Source organism: Kitasatospora sp. NPDC086801 (genome assembly GCF_044745805.1).
GTDB lineage: Bacteria > Actinomycetota > Actinomycetes > Streptomycetales > Streptomycetaceae > Kitasatospora.
The window spans coordinates 44,119-59,697 of the sequence record NZ_JBIVAX010000016.1 but is presented as its reverse complement, the minus strand read 5'-3'; the positions used below and the strand labels follow the sequence as shown (position 1 = coordinate 59,697).

Genomic DNA, 15,579 nt, shown 5'->3' with positions numbered 1-15,579 from the left:
TCCCCCGGGTGGGGTGGCCGGCACCGCGTTCGCGTTTCAGCCGGCCACAGCGGCCAGCACGGCGCGCAGGCCCTCGTCGTCGTGGATGGCGGCGCCCGCGAAGCGGCCGCCGACGATCCGGCGGTCGCGCCCGGCGAGGTCGGCGAGGCGGCGGCGCCGCCCGTCGTCCAGGGCGGCGGCGCCCAGGGCCGCCAGCGCCTCGCCCGCGCCCTGGAGGTCCGCCCCGGTCTCGGCCGCGACCAGGGCGGCCTCGGCCAGGCGGCCGCGGTCGAGGGCTGCGCCGTCGGCCACCGCGAGGAGGGCCAGCACGGCGGCCGGGGCCTTCACCGGGTCGGCGAGCAGTCCGTCGAGCCGGGCGGTGAGCGGGCGGGCGGCCCGAGGAGGGCGGCGACGCGGGCCGCGCGGACGGCCGTCCGGTCGAACCACGCCCCGTCATCGGCGCGCCGCAGGACGCCGTCCAGGATCGGGACGACCTCGGCCGCGTCCCCGGCGATCCGCCACAGCGCGTCGGCCACCGCCAGGTCGGCGTCCAGCACCGGGGAGGTGTCGGGCACGCCGGCGGCGCTCAGCGCGGCGCGCAGGGCGGGGGCCAGGGCGAGGGCCTCGGGGCCCAGGTCGGCGGCGGCCCTGGCGGCCTCGGCGACCGCGTACGGGCCGGCCGCGAGCCGGTCGGCGAGTGCCCCGAGCAAGGCCTCGGGATCGCCGGTGAGGTCGTACAGCGCCCGGGCCGCCGCGACCGAACCGGACACCTCCCGCAGCACGGCGGCGGCGCGGTCGCGCTCCGCCACCGGGCCCCCCGCCGCGACGGCCGCGACGGCGGCGGCCGCCTCCGGGTGGCGCGGCAGCACCGCGCACAGCTCGGGCAGGGCCGGGGCGGCCGCGCGGCCCCACTGCCGCAGCAGGCGGAACAGCTGGTGGTGCTCGTTGCCGCCGAGCTGCTCGGCCGTCAGCCGGGCGCGGACGGCGGCGAGCAGCTCGGGGTCGAAGGGGAACGGTGCGTCGGCAGGGGCGCGCATGCCGGCGGCGGCGTCCAGCGCGCGCGGGCGCCGGTCCAGGGCGCTGGCGAGCAGCGGGGCCGCCGCCCGGGGTGCGACCAGGACGAGCGCGGCCAGCGCCTGATCGGCGGCGCCTTCGTCGGCCCCGTCCCCGTCCTCGTCGTCGGCCTGTGTGGCCAGGGCGGCCAGCCCCGGGGCGGTCTCGGCGGCGGCCGGGCCGAGGCTGCCGAGCAGGTGCACCACCGCGGGGTCGGCGACCAGCGGGGCGAGCGCCGGGAGCAGCCGCCGGGGCGCGCTGCGGGACAGCTGGCAGGCGTGCTCGGCCGCCCAGACGGCCTCGGCCCGCACCTCGGGGCGCTCGTCGCGCAGGGCCCGGTCGAGCAGGGCGTAGGCGGCGTCGCGGTCGGCGGGCGTCTCGCGCAGCAGCAGGTCCTCGGTGATCGCGCGCAACGGCTCCCGGCGGTCCAGGTCGTACCGGTCGGCGGCGATCGGGTCGGTGGGCAGCAGGGCGAGGACGGCGGCGTGGTGGGCGCCGGTCCAGGGCTCGCCCGCGTCCAGCCCGGCGAGGACGGCGGCCAGGCGCAGCGGTGCCGGCGTGTCCTCGCCCAGCAGCGGCCCGGCCTCGGTGGCCGCTCCGGACCGGTCCAACCGGCCGAGGGCGGTGAGGAGTTCACCGCGTACGACGGGGTCGGTCTCGCTCGCCCAGCGGTGGCGCAGCGCGGGCAGGGCGGGGTCGACGGCCCTGGTCTGGCCGACGGCCCAGGCGGCGGCCTGCCGGACGGCGGCGCTCCCGTCCGCCAGCAGCGGCAGCAGCAGCGGGAGTTGGTCGACGACAGCGGCCCGGACGGGAGCCGACTCGCCCGCGCACCCGCCCTCACTCTCGGCCAACCCGCCGATCAGGCCCAGGACTTCGGCCACCTCACAGCCGGCCGCCGCGATCCGGGCCAGATAGGGGACGGCGTCCGCGCTGGCGGTGTACACCGAGCCCTGGTGGAGGATGCACGAGTAGAGCTCGGCGAGCGCCTCGTCGGCCTGCTCGCCGCCGGCGGTGAGCGCGCGCAGCAGGCCGGGCAGGTCGTCGGCTGGTCCGTAGGCGTGCGAGACGGACGCCCAGGGGTGGGCGTCGAGTCCGTCGAGGGCGTGGGCGAGGTCCATGCGCGGATCATCGCAGCCGCCACCGACAGTCCGGTTGCCGGAGACACCGGTGGTTCAGTCCGGGCCGGTGAGGTGGCGCAGGTAGGCGTCGGGGCGTTCCAGGTAGCGGCGCCAGTGGTCGACGAGCTCCAGGTCCTGCCAGCGGGTCGTCCGGACGCCGTGCTCGCCGACCTCCAGGACGGCCGCGCCGGGGGTGGCGGCCAGGATCGGCGAGTGGGTGGCGCAGACCACCTGGGCGCCGGTGCGGCCGAGTTGGTCCAGCAGGGCGACCAGGCGGAGGGTGGAGGTGAACGAGAGCGCCGCCTCCGGCTCGTCCAGCACGTACAGGCCCGGCTCGCGGAACATCGACTCGAAGACCGTCAGGAAGCCCTCGCCATGGCTCATCAGGTCGGTGCGTTCCTCCCAGTAACCCGGCCGGCCCTGCTTCTCGGCCATCATCCGCATCGCGGTCTCGGCCCGCAGGAAGAAGCCGCGCCGCCGCGAGCGCGGGCCGGCGGCCATCGCCCGCCCGCGCTCGCCGTAGTCGAGGCGCAGGAGCCCGCCGAGGACGCTCGGTTCGCGCGGGCCCGCGTAGCGCGACCCGGCGCGGCCGCCGTAGGAGTCCACCCCGTAGGCCTCGGCCAGGGCCTCGACCAGGGTGGACTTGCCGGAGCCGTTCTCCCCCACCAGGAAGGTGATCGGCGCGGGGAACGCCACGCCGGTGCCGAGCAGGGCGCGCACGCACGGGACCGTCCACGGCCAGCCCGTGCGGCCGCCCTCGGGGAGCAGCTCCCGGTGCACCCGCATCCGCTCGACGATCACGTACGGCCTCCTGCTGTCCTGGTTCACCTGGCTCGACTGGTTCGTCTGCCGAGGATCACCCTAGGCGGACCCACTGACAGCGCTCAGGCGTCCCGGCGGATCAGGCTGACGGCGGCCAGGGTGAGGGCGACGGCGAGGTAGCCGGCGTGGGCATGGGCGCGGGCAGCCGGCCACGCCGAGCGTCACCCGCCGACTGGTCCGCCGTTCGGCCGTGATCGTTCATGCGATGACCTTAGGAGCCGCCACCGCAGCTGCGCAGACGGATGCGGGCTCCGGCCGGTACTTCCCGTCGGTGCGCCGGTGGTGGCGGTCCCCCGGGCGGGTGATCGGCCTCGCCGGGGTTGACGCAGGGGGCGCGCCATAGCACGAACTCAGCTCCCGGATCGGCGAATTGGCGGAGAAACCCTTCACATGAGCGAATCCGGGGCGGGTTGGCGGTGCGGGCGGGGCGGGGCGAGAAGCCTGGTGGCGGGACGGCGGCCGGCCCGGGCTGAGACTGGTGTGCGAGATGTCCGGCATGTCCGGCACGGCAGGACAAGTCGGCTGTACAGCTGGATTCTTGAGTTTCAGTCAGGAATGTCCTGAACTTGGCTATGCTGCATCACCATGCCTCCGGCGCCGGCCGTCGCCCGTCCCCGTACTGTTCCGATCGTTTGAGGATGCCGAGAATGCTTCGAGCTGGATCATCACCCGCCAGACGGCCGTCCGCGCCCCTGCTCGGCTGGCTGCTGCCCACCGCCGTGATGGCGGCGGCCGTGGCGGCCGCCGCGGCGGTGGTGTCCGCCGGGGTCCGCGCGGAGGTGCTCTGGTGCGGGGCTACGGGCACCGTGCTGGTGGCCGTGGTGGCCGCCGAGTCGGCCCGCCGGGGGCGTGCGCTGGCCGCGTCGCGGGAGCAGCACGCCCGGCAGGTGGGCGAGTTACAGCGGCGACTGGCCGGCCAGGAGGCCGAGGCGGTGCGGCTGGCGAAGGAGGAGCTGCCGAGGCTGGTGGCCCGGGTTCGTTACGGCGCGTCGATGGACAGCCTGTTCCGGTCGTACCAGGTGCGCGATCCGCTGGCGGCGCCGAAGTTCCGGGGCGCGCTGGAGTCGGTGGTGCGCGGGATCATCGTCGCCGTCGACGACGAGGTGAGCCGGCGCGACTCCGCCGAGCGGGCCTTCGTCAACATCGCCCGCCGGGTGCAGGCGATCATCCACCGGCAGGCCAAGGACCTGCGCGAGATGGAGGACCGGCACGGCAACGACCCGGCGGTCTTCGACGACCTGCTGCGCCTGGACCACGGCAACGCGCTGACCGGCCGCCTCGCCGACAGCATCGCCGTGCTGTCCGGCGCCCGCCCCGGCCGCCAGTGGACCCGGCCGGTGGCGCTCTACAGCGTGCTGCGCGGCGGCATGTCGCGCATCCTGGAGTACCAGCGGGTGGACCTGCACCCGGTGGCCCAGGTGTCGGTGATCGGCCCGGCCGTCGAGCCGCTGATCCACGCCGTCGCCGAACTGCTCGACAACGCGACCCGCTACTCGCCTCCGCACACCCATGTGCACCTGAGCGCCGCCGAGGTGCAGAGCGGTATAGCGATCGAGATCGAGGACGGCGGCCTCGGCCTGACCGACGAGGCCCGGATCCGTGCCGAGCGCAGTCTGCGCGAGGCCCAGGTCTCCAAGGACCTGGACGACCTCACCGAGTCGCCCCGGCTGGGCTTCGCGGTGGTGGGCCGGCTGTGCCAGGCGTACGGCTTCCAGATCTCGCTGCGCCGCTCCGCCTACGGCGGCGTCCGGATCGTGCTGGTGGTGCCGCAGGAGTTGGTCACCACCGCGCCCCCGACCGGGCGGGCGCACGGGATCGGCGCGTTCTCCGGCCCCCGGCCGCTCCCGGCGAACCCGCCCAAGTCGGCCGCCCCGTCGCGGCCGTGGGGGGCACGGGCGGCGACGGCCGGCGTGGCGGGGCCGTCCTTCGGGTCGGCCAACCCGTGGGCGCCGAGCGGGTCGGGCCCGGGGGACGACGAGGTGGTGGTGACCGAACGCACCGCCAACGGCCTGCCCCAGCGGCGCCGCCGGCCGCCGACCCCCCTGGGGGGCTACGCCGGGTCGGCCCGGTCCGCCGGACAGTACGGCCACCCGACCGCCCGCCCCACCCCGGGGACGGGAGGGCGCCACGCCAAGGAGCCGGTGCAGCCCGGCCTCTGGCTGGAGGCGTTCACCGAGGGGATCAACGGCCATGGGCCGGCCGCGGGTTCGGCCGGTCAGACCAGTGACGAGACGGCAGGGAAGGGCGAGCAGTGATTCCGCACCGCAGCAACATGGACTGGATCCTCAAGGACCTCGCAGACAGCGTGCCGTGCGTCCGCCACATCGTCGTGCTCTCCGGCGACGGCCTCCGGATCGCCCAGCACGGCACCGATCCGGACACCGCCGACCGGCTCGCCGCCGCCTGCGCCGGGCTGCAGAGCCTGGCCGCGGCGGTGGGGCAGGAGTTCCCGCACGGCGACGGCTCGATGCGGCTGGTGGTGATCGAGGTGGACGGCGGCTTCTTCTACCTGATGGCGGCCGCCTCCCGCGCGTACCTCGCGGTGCTCGCCGACGAGGGCGTCGACGCCGGGCTGGTGGGCCAGCAGATGCGCGACCTGGTCGCCCGGATCGGCGAGCACCTGGCCGCTCCCCCGCGCAACCCCGAGGTGGTCGCGTGAACCGGCCGGCGCGGCGGCCGGTGCGCCGGCCCGGCCGCGGCCGCAGCCGCCCGACCCGGCACCGCGGGGTGGGCACATGAACGAGCACAGCGAGGCGGGCACATGACGACGGCCGACCAGGACGGGTGGGACGGCCCGGACCCCGCCCGCCTCTACGTGATCACCCGCGGCCGCAGCGGCCCGTCCGGACCGGGCGTCTTCGACCTGGTCACCCTGATCGCCTCCCGCACGGAGCCGACGCCCACCATGCAGCCCGAGCACGCGGCCATCCTGCGGCTGTGCCGCTCGCCGCTCTCGGTGGCTGAGGTCTCCGCCTACCTCGAACTGCCCACCAGCGTCGTCACCGTCCTGCTGGCGGACCTGCTCGACGACGGGCGGATCGAGGCCCGCGCCGCCGTCCCCAAGGCGGAACTCCCCGACCGCGCCCTGTTGGAGGCGGTGATCCATGGACTTCAAAGGCTCTGACACCGTGGTGGGCCCAGCGGCCTCGGACCTGTTGCCGGACTCCGTCACGATGGCGGTCAAGGTGGTGATCGTGGGCGGCTTCGGCGTCGGCAAGACGACGCTGGTCGGCTCGGTCAGCGAGATCCGCCCGCTGACCACCGAGGAGACCATGACCCAGGCCGGGGTCGGCGTGGACGACCCCACCGGGGTCGAACGCAAGACCTCCACCACGGTGGCGATGGACTTCGGCCGGATCAGCATCAGCGACGAGCTCGTGCTGTACGTGTTCGGCACCCCCGGGCAGGAGCGGTTCTGGTTCCTCTGGAACGGCCTGTTCGAGGGCGCCCTGGGCGCGGTGGTGCTGGTGGACACCCGCCGGCTGGAGGTCAGCTTCGAGGTGATCGGGCGGCTGGAGGACCGCGGCGTGCCCTTCGTGGTGGCCGTCAACGGCTTCCCGGAGGCGCCAGCGCACCCGGTCGACGAGCTGCGGGCCGCCCTCGACCTGCCGTCCGAGGTGCCGATCGTGTCCTGCGACGCGCGCAGCCGCGAGTCCAGCCGGGACACCCTGATGACCCTGATGCGGCACCTGTACGACCTCGCGGCCCCGCCCGCCCGGTAACGACCGCCCGCTCACGACCGCCCGCCCGTGCCCGGCCCCACCCCCCGGCCCGCCGACCGACGGCGCGCCCGTCAGCCCGAACCACCCGTCCGCCTCGCCGACCCTGCCGACCCCGGAGACCCCGTGAGCACCCCGTTCCCCGATGACGCCGCCCCCACCCCGCCACCCGGCTGCCCGGCCCACGGGCGTGCCCTCGAACCGCTCGGCCCCGGCGGCGTCCGGCGCCTGTACGGGCCGGAGGCCGAGGCCGACCCGGCGGGCCTGTACGAGAAGCTGCGCGCCGAACACGGCGAGGTGGCCCCGGTCCTGCTGCACGGGGACCTCCCAGCCTGGCTGATCCTCGGCCACGGCGCGAACATCACCGCGATGCGCTCGCCGTCGCTGTTCTCCCGCGACTCCCGCCTCTGGTCGGCGTTCCGCGCCGGCGACGTCCCGATGGACTCCCCGCTGATGCCGGTGATCGCCTGGCAGCCGCTGTGCGTGTTCGCGGACGGCGAGGAGCACCGGCGGCTGCGCGGCGCCGTGCTGGACGGCCTGAACCGCTTCGACCGGCGCGGCGTGCGCCGCCACGTCCGGCGGTTCACCACCGAGCTGGTGCAGGTGGTCGGACAGACCGGCCGGGCCGAGCTGGTCACCCAGTTCGCCGAGCACCTGCCGATGCTCGTCATGACCCAGCTGCTCGGCATGCCCGACGAGTACGGGCCGCAGCTGGTGAACGCCGCCCGGGACCTCATGAAGGGCACCGAGACGGCCATCGCCAGCAACGAGTACGTGGTGGCGAGCCTGCGCCGGACGATGGCCGCCAAGCGCGAGGACCCGGGTGGCGACCTGGTCACCTGGCTGCTGGAGCACCCGGCCGGGCTGACCGACGACGAGGTGATGGAGCACCTGCGGGTGGTGCTGCTCGCCGCGAACGAGACCACCGTCAACCTGATCGCGGACACCCTGAAGATGGTGCTCACCGACCCCCGGTTCCGCGCCCACCTGTCCGGCGGTCAGATGACCCTGGGCGAGGCGCTGGACCAGGTGCTGTGGGACTCACCGCCGATGTCGCTGGTGGCCGGCCGCTGGGCGACCGCCGACACCGAGCTGGGCGGGCAGCAGATCAAGGCCGGCGACCTGCTGCTGCTCGGGCTCGCGGCCGGCAACGTCGATCCGGTCGTCCGGCCCGATCTGGCCACCCCGCTGTACGGCAACCGCTCCCACCTCTCCTTCGGCGCCGGCCCGCACGAGTGCCCCGGCCAGGACATCGGGCGCTCCGTCGCCGAGGCCGGGATCGACATCCTGCTGACCCTCCTGCCGGACCTGCGACTCGCCGTGCCCGAGGAGGAGTTGACCTGGACCTCCGCCTGGATCTCCCGGCACCTGGTGGAACTGCCAGTGGAGTTCACTCCGCGCGAGATCGAGCCGCACCCCGACTCCACGCCGGTCGACGCCCCGGACCAGGACACCGCCGGTGCCTCCGGCACTTCCGATACTTCCGGCACTTCCGACACTTCCGACGACGACGCCGCCGCACCGGAACCCGCCCCGGCAGCGCAGGAGGCGCCGGCCGCCGTCCGGATCCCGGCGCAACGGCGCGGCTGGTGGCGGGCGTTGACCGGCCTGTTCCGGCGTTGACCGGTCTGTTCCGGCGTTGACCGGTCTGTTCCCGCACTGACCCACCTGCAGCGGCCCCGCACCGGACCGCCGCCCGCTAACGACGGTCGGTGCGGGGCCGCTGCAGGGTGAAGGTGTCGACCGGGGTGAGGTCCCCGTGCGGGCCGTCGAAGGTGTAGTACGTCACCCGCATCCTGGTCAGGCCGCCGCGCCGGTCGCCGGGGTCGACCTCGAAGGCGGCGAAGCCGTGGGTGTGCTGCCGGTCCTGGACGGCCGCCCACGGGGCGTCCTCGGTGAGCCACACGGACTGCCGGTACGGGGCCGGCGGGCGCGGCGCGTCCTCCAGGGCGACGACCACCCGGCCCTTCGGCTGCCCGAACAGGTCGTCCTGGGTGGTGGCGGCGTTGCCGCCGGCGCCGATGACCATGTGGACGGTGCCGCGGCTGGTGTCGACCGTGTGCAGGTCGGTGCCGGACGGCACCGGGGTGCGGGTGTCGTTGGGAAGCGTCCCGCGGACGGGGTGGGAGCGCTCGTAGTAGTGCTCGTGGCCGCTGACCACCAGGTCGACCCCGTAGGCGTCGAACAGCGGGCCCCAGGCCTCGCGGATGCCGAGGTCGCTGCCGGCGCCGTGCTGCGAACTGGAGATCATCGGGTGGTGCATGCAGACCACGATCCAGTCGACCGCCTGACTGCTCCGCGCCGACCTCAACTCGCGCTCCAGCCAGCGCTGTTGGGCGCCGCCGGAGTAGCCGCGCAGATAGTGGTCGCCACTGTCCTGGATGGCCACGTCGTCGTTGGCCAGGCTGATGAAGCGCACCGAGCCGACCGTGAAGGCGTACCACATGCCCCGGGTCTCCGCGTCGTCGGCGGCCGCGGAGTCGGGCAGTTCGAAGTAGGTCTGGTAGCCGAGGGCGCCGATCGGGCCGTTGCCGGCCTCGTTCTCGCCGTTTCCGGCGCAGGGCATCCAGGGGCGCAGCCGGGCCGAGCGGCTGTTGTTGATGAACCAGTCGGCCCAGGTCAGCGTGCGGCTCTGGCCGTGCCGGCCGCTGTAGGAGGCGTAGCAGAGGTCGCCGTTGACCAGGTTGAACAGCGGGCCGACGCGTTCGACGGCGGCGACGATGTCCGCGGAGTGCGGGGTGCCGACCTGGCTGCTGGTGAACACCGGGTACTTGCCGAGCGGCGACGGCATGCCGTCGGGGAAGACCACCTGGCGGCGGAGGTTGGGGGTGGCCTGGTCGCCGAAGCTGGTGAAGGTGAAGGGCGCGCGGCCGCGCGGGGCGGTGGTGAAGGAGCCCGGCTCGGGGCTGGCGCCGTCGTGACCGGCGGTGTAGAGGTAGGTGGTGCCGGAGCGCAGGCCGGTGAGGCGGGCGTGGTGGACGTACACCTCCTCCTTGCCGAGCGCATCCCGGTAGGTGCGGGTCTGCGCCTCGACGACCCGGCCGAGGCCGCCGTCCGGTGAGCCGAGCCGGACCTGCGGGCGGCGCACGGACTGCGGGGTGATCCAGGAGACCGTCATCTCGGCGGACGGGTCGGTGCCGAACTGGAGGTGCAGTCCGCTCACGCTGGGCGCCCCGGCGCGGTGCGGGGTGGACTGCAGCAGCGGGCTCGCGGTGGGCCCCGCCTCCTGGTCCGCCGCGGCGGCCGGCTGGGCGGCGGCACCGCCCGCGACCAGCGCGGCGCCGGCCGCGGAGGTGCCCTTGAGGATGGACCTGCGTGCGATCGTCATGGAGCTCCGCCTGCCGAGTGGGGGTGTCGATCCGGAGCACTGTACAGACATGTGCATGCAAAGACGACCGATTTGACGGACGGTCACCACCGGTACGGCGGAGGGCGTGCGTCGGCCCCGGCGGAGGTCGGGGACTCCACCGGGGCCGGACGCAGGGATCAAGCTCCGGGGATCAGGGGCACTGCTTCCAGGCGAGGTGGTAGACGGTGTTGATGCTGCCGTCCGTCGAGTCCATGGTCATGAAGCTGGTGGTGCTGTTCGGGTCCGAGCTGCCGGCGCCGACCCGCAGTTCGGTGTTGATGTTGAAGTTGCGCTCCTCGCCGCAGGGGGCGAAAACCAGGGCGGCGACATCGACGGTGTCGGTCGCCTGCCAGTTGTCGTCCTTGGGGCCGCTGAAGCGGTGGCTCTGCTGGGCGGTCGAGGGGTCGCCCTGGAAGTAGTAGCTGGCCTGCTGGGTGCCGGTCGCGCCGTTCTCCAGGTGAGCGAAGCCGCGGTAGTCGGCGGAGGCGATCGCGTAGGTGAAGCCCTGGGGGACGTGCACGCGCAGGTTGAGCTGACAGTTCTTCCGGAAGTCGGTCGGCTTCGAGCCCACCCCCACCTGGGCGAGGTAGCTGCTGTAGGTCACGGTGAAGGCGGTGTTGTCCGGGGAGACGGCCACGGCGGCCGTCCCCGCCGGGCAGCCGGAGCCGTTGACGGTCGCGACGTCGATGACGATCCGGTCCGGCGGCGTCGGGAGCGCGCCGGCGCCGAGGGTCGGCGAGGCGAACAGGGTTGCGGCGATTCCGGTCGTGGCCAGTACACGGAGCAGCATGGGCTTCCCCTTCGATCGTCCACGGAGCCGGGGCCGGCGCGGTGACATTCCGAGCGAAGCCCCGAAATTGGCATGGCTATGTCACCACACGCGGGGCATCCGCGTACAGGGGGTGACACGCTCCGGCGAGGCCGGCACCCGGCGCCCTCGCCGGCCTCGCACGCGAAGCCGCGAGCCGCGAGCCGCGAGCCGCGAGCCGCGAGCCGCGAGCCGCGAAGCCTACGGCTTGCGCCCCAGCCCCGCGTAGGCCGCCACCTCGTGGTCGCCGAGCACCGGGCCCTCACCCAGCTCCGGGTGCCAGCGGTTGATCAGCACCACGCCCGGGTCGTCCAGTTCCAGCCCGGCGAAGAAGCGCTCCACGCCCGCGCGGGGGCGCAGGTGGTTCTCGATGCCGGCCTCCGAGTAGCGGCGGGAGCCGACCGCGACCAGTTCGGGGATCGAGTCGGCGGTGCCGGCGGTCAGCGCGAGGAAGCTGCCGGAGGGCAGCGCGTCGACCAACGTGCGGACCGGCGGGTGGGCGGCCTCGTCGGACAGGAAGTGCACGATGTTGATCAGCGTCAGCGCGATCGGCCGGTCGAGGTCCAGGGTGGCGGCCACCGCGGGATCGGCGAGGAACCTCTCCGGCTCGCGCAGGTCGCCCTCGACGTAGGCGGTGCGGCCCTCGGGGGTGCTGGTGAGCAGCGCGCGCGAGTGGGCGAGCACGATCGGGTCGTTGTCCACGTACACCACCCGGCAGGACGGGTCGACGGCCTGGACGACCTCGTGCAGGTTGGGCGTGGTGGGGATGCCGGTGCCGACGTCCAGGAACTGGCGGACGCCGTGCGCCTCGACCAGTCGGCGGACCATCCGGTGCATCACCGCGCGGGCCGCGACGGTGGCGGTGCGCGAGCCGGGCCACTCCCCGAGGATGCGGTCGCCGACCTCGCGGTCCACCGGGAAGTTGGTCTTGCCGCCGAGCAGGTAGTCGTAGACCCGGGCGGGGTGCGCGCGGTCGGTGCGCAGGTCCACCTGCGGCGCCTCCTCGAACCGGACTCCGGTCAGCCAGCCGTCCGGACCGTTGTTCTCCATGCCCTGCCCTCCCGCACGTTCGTTCCCGTCCCACTCAACCACAGAAGATGATCGAGCGTCAGCCGCTTCGGAACGGCACCCGACCGCCGCGCTCCTTGATCGCCGGGGCCCCCACGGCGGCGGCGAAGGACGGCACCCGCAAGGCGGTGACGAGGCCGAGTGCCGGGCCCAGCGTGCAGAGGGTGACGTAGCCGGGGATCAGACCGAGGCGGTGGTGGTCGTGCAGCCACTCGGCGAGCAGTGGGAAGGAGCCGCCGAACGCGGCGATGGTGGCCGCGTTGACCACGCCCAGGCCGAGGGCGCGGACCTCCGTCGGGAACAGCAGGCCGGTGAAGACGTTGAGCGTCCCCAGCACCGTCGCCACCAGCATCCCCAGCAGCACGGCGACGACCTGGAACGCCAGCCAGCCCTGCCGCAGCCCGACGAGCAGGACCGGGACCAACAGCACCGGCAGCGCGAACCCCGCCCGGGCCACCGGCAGCAGGCCGAAGCGGTCGGCGGCGGCGCCGGTGAGCAGCATGGTGGCCAGCACCACCGCGAGCACCACGGTCATGAAGGAGGTCGCCGCCTCCCGGTCGACCACCCCGTAGGCGGCGGCGTACTGCGGCAGGTAGACCAGGGCGAAGTAGTAACCGACCGTCCCGCCCAGGGTGTTGAGGAAGACGGTGAGCACCGCCCAGCGGTGCTCGCGCAGCAGCCGCAGGAACGGCGGGCGCCCGCCCGTCGCCTCCGCCCGGGCCCGGCGGAACTCCGCGCTCTCCGGGGCCGCCCGGCGCACCCAGACCGCGGCCAGCCCGAGCAGCGCCGCGACCACGAAGGCCCAGCGCCAACCGCCGTCAGTGACACCGGACGTGCCGAGGGTGTGCAGCAGCAGCGCGAGCACCCCGTAGGAGAGCAGCGAGCCGACGATGATCCCGCCGTAGGAGACCGAGCTGAACGCGAAGCGGTGCCGGGCCGGGGCCGTCTCGGTCACGTACGCGGCGACGCTGGGCGCCTCCCCGCCGAAGGCCAGCCCCTGCACCACCCGCGCGGCGACGGCCAGGACCGCCGCCCAGGCGCCGATCGTCCGCTGGTCCGGCAGCACGGCGATGCCGAGGCTGGCGGCGGCGATCACGGACATGCCGAGGGTCAGGGCGAAGCGCCGCCCCCGGGTGTCGCTGAGTCGCCCGATCAGGTACGAGCCGACCGGCCGGGCGACGAACCCGACCGCGAAGGTCGCGTACGCCCCGAGCAGGCCGCTGACCCCGCCCTTCCCGTGCCCGAAGAGGTCCGCCGCGAAGTACGGAGCGAGGACGGCGTAGATGTTCCAGTCGAAGGACTCGACCACCGAGCCCACCGTGGCGGCGGCCAACTCCCGTCGCCGCCGCCCGGCTTGCGGCTCGTCAGACGGCGGGGTGGTTCCGGTCCGATCTGTCATGGCGTCAGCATGGCACCGATCGGGGTGCCGCGGCATCGGATGCGGCGATGTCCGCCGCCCCGGCCCGCCGGCCGCGTACTACCGGCCGGGGTGGTGGACGAAGCGGTAGGTCTCGCGGTCCAGTTCGGTGACCTCCACGCCGATCGCGGCGGGCACGTCGAGGCGGGCCTCCAGGGCGGCGAGCACCCTGGCCGTCAACTCGGCGCGCTGCGCGGTGCTGCGGCCGGCCAGAATCTTGATCTCCACCAGCACCACCGCGCGCCCGCCCGCCCCGTCACCGACGGCGTGGCGCCCGGCCGGGCGGAAGAGCGTCTTGCAGTCCGCCACGGTGGTGTCGATCACCTCGGCGATCAGCCGGTGGACCTCCTCGGCGAAGCCCGCGTGGTCGAGGTCGAGATCGGCGGAGTGGTCGACCAGGATCTGCGGCACGGAAACCTCCCAGGGGGCGGAGCCCCCGTCGGGCTCCTCGGACAGTTCCGCGACGCTATCGCGCGCGGCCGCGCGGACTGCGGGCGGGGCCTCCACCGAGGTGTGACATGGCAGTGGCGCGACACCGCCGGGGCCCCGGCGGGCGGCGCGCCGGGGCCCCGGGGGCGTGAACAGCGAGTCAGCAGCCGAAGTTGATCAGGCGGAAGGTCGCGTAGTGGTCGCCGGTGTAGTAGTCCTCGCGGGTGCGCTGGCCGGTGACGATCCGGCGGGCGCCGCGGGTCGGGGAGCCGGGCGTCACCACGGTGTACTCGTGGTAGTAGCCGTAGAACTGGCCCGGCAGCACGTGCTCCTTGTTCTGGAACACCACCCCGTCCTGGCTGTACGGGAACGGCCCGTTGGAGGCGATCAGGTTGAGTGTCGTGCGCGCCTGCGACGGCAGCGCGGACAGGCACACCGAGCCGCTCACCGCGGCCTGCGCCTCGGTGGCGACCGCGGCGGGCGCGAGGGTCATCAGGGCGACGGCGGTGACGGCGGCGGCGCGGGACTTCCACGCGCGTAGAGTTCGGGTCATGACAACCAGCATGGCGACCCCTTCGGCCCGCCGAAAGCCCTGAACCAAGTCTTCATCTCGGGTCAACTCGACGTACCCGCAACGGACTTGACCTGGAAAACAGCCGGCCCGGCCCGGGCCCGGACGCGCGTGCGCCACCGGGGCGTTCACCGCCCCGGTGGCGCGTCCGGCCGACCGGCGTCAGCCCCGGGGCAGGGCCAGGGACTGGACGGCCGGGAGCTTGCGCCAGTCGCTGGAGACGATGCTGGCGTGCGCCCGGGCCAGCTGCTCGGTGCGGGCCCGGGCCTGGTCGGCCGTCGGGTCGGTGGCGCTGATGGCGGGCGCCACGTTGTGCGCGTCCGTCATGACCAGCAGGTAGTGCGAGCGGTCGTACCACGCGGTGTCGACGCCGTTGACGTAGGTGGCGGCGTCGCCGTCGAAGACCACGAACCAGGGCCGGATCCCGGCGTCCGCGCCCGTGTACGCGCTGCGCGGGTCGCCGGCCTTGGCGCCGTGCACGGCGGGGAACAGCTGGGCGTCGCCGATCCGGCCGGCGGCGGCGAGGTCGCGCAGGTGGCGGCCGTACTCGACGTCGGTGTGCAGGGTGTCGAAGGGGTTGCTCTCCTCGACCGTCCCCGGGATCGCGTACAGCAGGACCTTCCCGGCCAGCGCCGCGCGGCTCGGCCAGTTGCCGGCCCGCACCGCCTCGTCGACGTCGGCGTACGAGCCGCCGCCGGGCTTGGCGAGCAGGTCGGCGGGGCGCAGCACGGCCGATCCCAGGTGGGCGGCGATCAGCGCGTCCAGCTCCGTCGGCCCCATGCCGTGGTTGGCGGAGAAGCCGGCCTTCAGCTCCAGCTTGACCACCAACGGGCCGGCACCCGGGTGGGCGCCGAGCCAGACCCGGACGTCGTCGAGGCAGTTCTCCAGGTTCTTGTTGGCGCCGCCGCTGTAGAGCTGCGCCGGGGTGCCGGCGGCGGTGCAGTTGTTGGAGTTGCCGAGCGGGTTGGAGTGGCTGACCTTCCACTCCTTGGTGACGATGTCCGTCCAGACGTCCAGTTCGATCATCCCGGTGCCGGTGTCGAGCCCCTGGGCGAGGTACGGGTAGGCGGCCGGGTCGTAGGTGTTGTGCAGGCCGACGGTGGTGGCCGAGCCGAACGGCAGGTCCGCCGGGCCGCTCGCGGCCGCGTCCTGCGCCGCGTCGGCGGCCGTCGGTATCAGGGCCGCGGCGGCGGCGAGCAGGCCGGCCGCCAGGATGGCGGCCGTGGTGCGGCGTACGGTCACAGGT

The 15,579-nt window shown here is 74.4% G+C and carries 15 protein-coding genes; 5 read left to right on the top strand and 10 right to left on the bottom strand.

The window, feature by feature from the left end:
- Positions 1–36: 36 nt before the first annotated feature.
- The 3 genes from ACIPLC_RS18915 to ACIPLC_RS18905 are packed head-to-tail and all read right to left on the bottom strand — an operon-like array spanning position 37 to position 2,951.
- Entirely contained in the window at positions 37–327 is a 291-nt protein-coding gene (locus ACIPLC_RS18915) for a hypothetical protein (protein WP_400474134.1), read from the bottom strand.
- Positions 324–2,150, bottom strand: a complete 1,827-nt coding sequence (locus ACIPLC_RS18910; protein WP_400474133.1) for a HEAT repeat domain-containing protein — start codon at positions 2,148–2,150, stop codon at positions 324–326. Before ACIPLC_RS18910 ends, ACIPLC_RS18915 begins: the two co-directional genes overlap by 4 nt.
- Before the next feature lie 54 nt (positions 2,151–2,204).
- Positions 2,205–2,951, bottom strand: coding sequence for an AAA family ATPase (locus tag ACIPLC_RS18905; RefSeq protein ID WP_400474132.1), 747 nt, complete (start codon positions 2,949–2,951; stop codon positions 2,205–2,207).
- A 668-nt stretch (positions 2,952–3,619) separates the two neighbouring features.
- Between ACIPLC_RS18905 and ACIPLC_RS18900 the strand changes: the two genes are divergently transcribed.
- From ACIPLC_RS18900 to ACIPLC_RS18880, 5 genes are all read left to right on the top strand, one after another.
- A complete protein-coding gene (locus tag ACIPLC_RS18900) occupies positions 3,620–5,227 on the top strand; it encodes a sensor histidine kinase (protein WP_400474131.1) in 1,608 nt (535 codons plus the stop codon).
- A gap of 17 nt (positions 5,228–5,244) precedes the next feature.
- Positions 5,245–5,631: a roadblock/LC7 domain-containing protein gene (locus ACIPLC_RS18895; RefSeq protein ID WP_400474130.1), complete on the top strand. Its 387-nt coding sequence runs from the start codon at positions 5,245–5,247 to the stop codon at positions 5,629–5,631.
- A gap of 102 nt (positions 5,632–5,733) precedes the next feature.
- Positions 5,734–6,096, top strand: a complete 363-nt coding sequence (locus ACIPLC_RS18890; protein ID WP_400474129.1) for a DUF742 domain-containing protein — start codon at positions 5,734–5,736, stop codon at positions 6,094–6,096.
- Positions 6,077–6,694: a GTP-binding protein gene (locus tag ACIPLC_RS18885; RefSeq protein ID WP_400474128.1), complete on the top strand. Its 618-nt coding sequence runs from the start codon at positions 6,077–6,079 to the stop codon at positions 6,692–6,694. The genes ACIPLC_RS18890 and ACIPLC_RS18885 overlap by 20 nt, the downstream gene beginning before the upstream one ends.
- Before the next feature lie 123 nt (positions 6,695–6,817).
- Positions 6,818–8,314 carry a cytochrome P450 gene (locus ACIPLC_RS18880; protein ID WP_400474127.1) on the top strand — a complete coding sequence of 499 codons (1,497 nt, stop codon included), beginning with the start codon at positions 6,818–6,820 and terminating at the stop codon, positions 8,312–8,314.
- A 76-nt stretch (positions 8,315–8,390) separates the two neighbouring features.
- Here the strand turns inward: ACIPLC_RS18880 and ACIPLC_RS18875 are convergent, their stop codons facing one another.
- The 7 genes from ACIPLC_RS18875 to ACIPLC_RS18845 form a co-directional block, all read right to left on the bottom strand.
- A complete protein-coding gene (locus ACIPLC_RS18875; protein ID WP_400474126.1) occupies positions 8,391–10,019 on the bottom strand; it encodes a purple acid phosphatase family protein in 1,629 nt (542 codons plus the stop codon).
- A 172-nt stretch (positions 10,020–10,191) separates the two neighbouring features.
- Entirely contained in the window at positions 10,192–10,830 is a 639-nt protein-coding gene (locus ACIPLC_RS18870; RefSeq protein WP_400474125.1) for a DUF4360 domain-containing protein, read from the bottom strand.
- 219 nt (positions 10,831–11,049) lie between these two features.
- Positions 11,050–11,898, bottom strand: a complete 849-nt coding sequence (locus ACIPLC_RS18865; protein ID WP_400474124.1) for an SAM-dependent methyltransferase — start codon at positions 11,896–11,898, stop codon at positions 11,050–11,052.
- 58 nt (positions 11,899–11,956) lie between these two features.
- Complete coding sequence (locus ACIPLC_RS18860) at positions 11,957–13,315, bottom strand: MFS transporter (protein WP_400474123.1); 1,359 nt, start codon at positions 13,313–13,315, stop codon at positions 11,957–11,959.
- Between the two features lie 78 nt (positions 13,316–13,393).
- Entirely contained in the window at positions 13,394–13,744 is a 351-nt protein-coding gene (locus tag ACIPLC_RS18855; RefSeq protein WP_400474122.1) for a 5-carboxymethyl-2-hydroxymuconate Delta-isomerase, read from the bottom strand.
- A 178-nt stretch (positions 13,745–13,922) separates the two neighbouring features.
- Complete coding sequence (locus tag ACIPLC_RS18850) at positions 13,923–14,255, bottom strand: ribonuclease domain-containing protein (protein ID WP_400474207.1); 333 nt, start codon at positions 14,253–14,255, stop codon at positions 13,923–13,925.
- Between the two features lie 240 nt (positions 14,256–14,495).
- Positions 14,496–15,575, bottom strand: coding sequence for a phosphatidylinositol-specific phospholipase C domain-containing protein (locus ACIPLC_RS18845; RefSeq protein ID WP_400474121.1), 1,080 nt, complete (start codon positions 15,573–15,575; stop codon positions 14,496–14,498).
- Positions 15,576–15,579 lie beyond the last annotated feature (4 nt).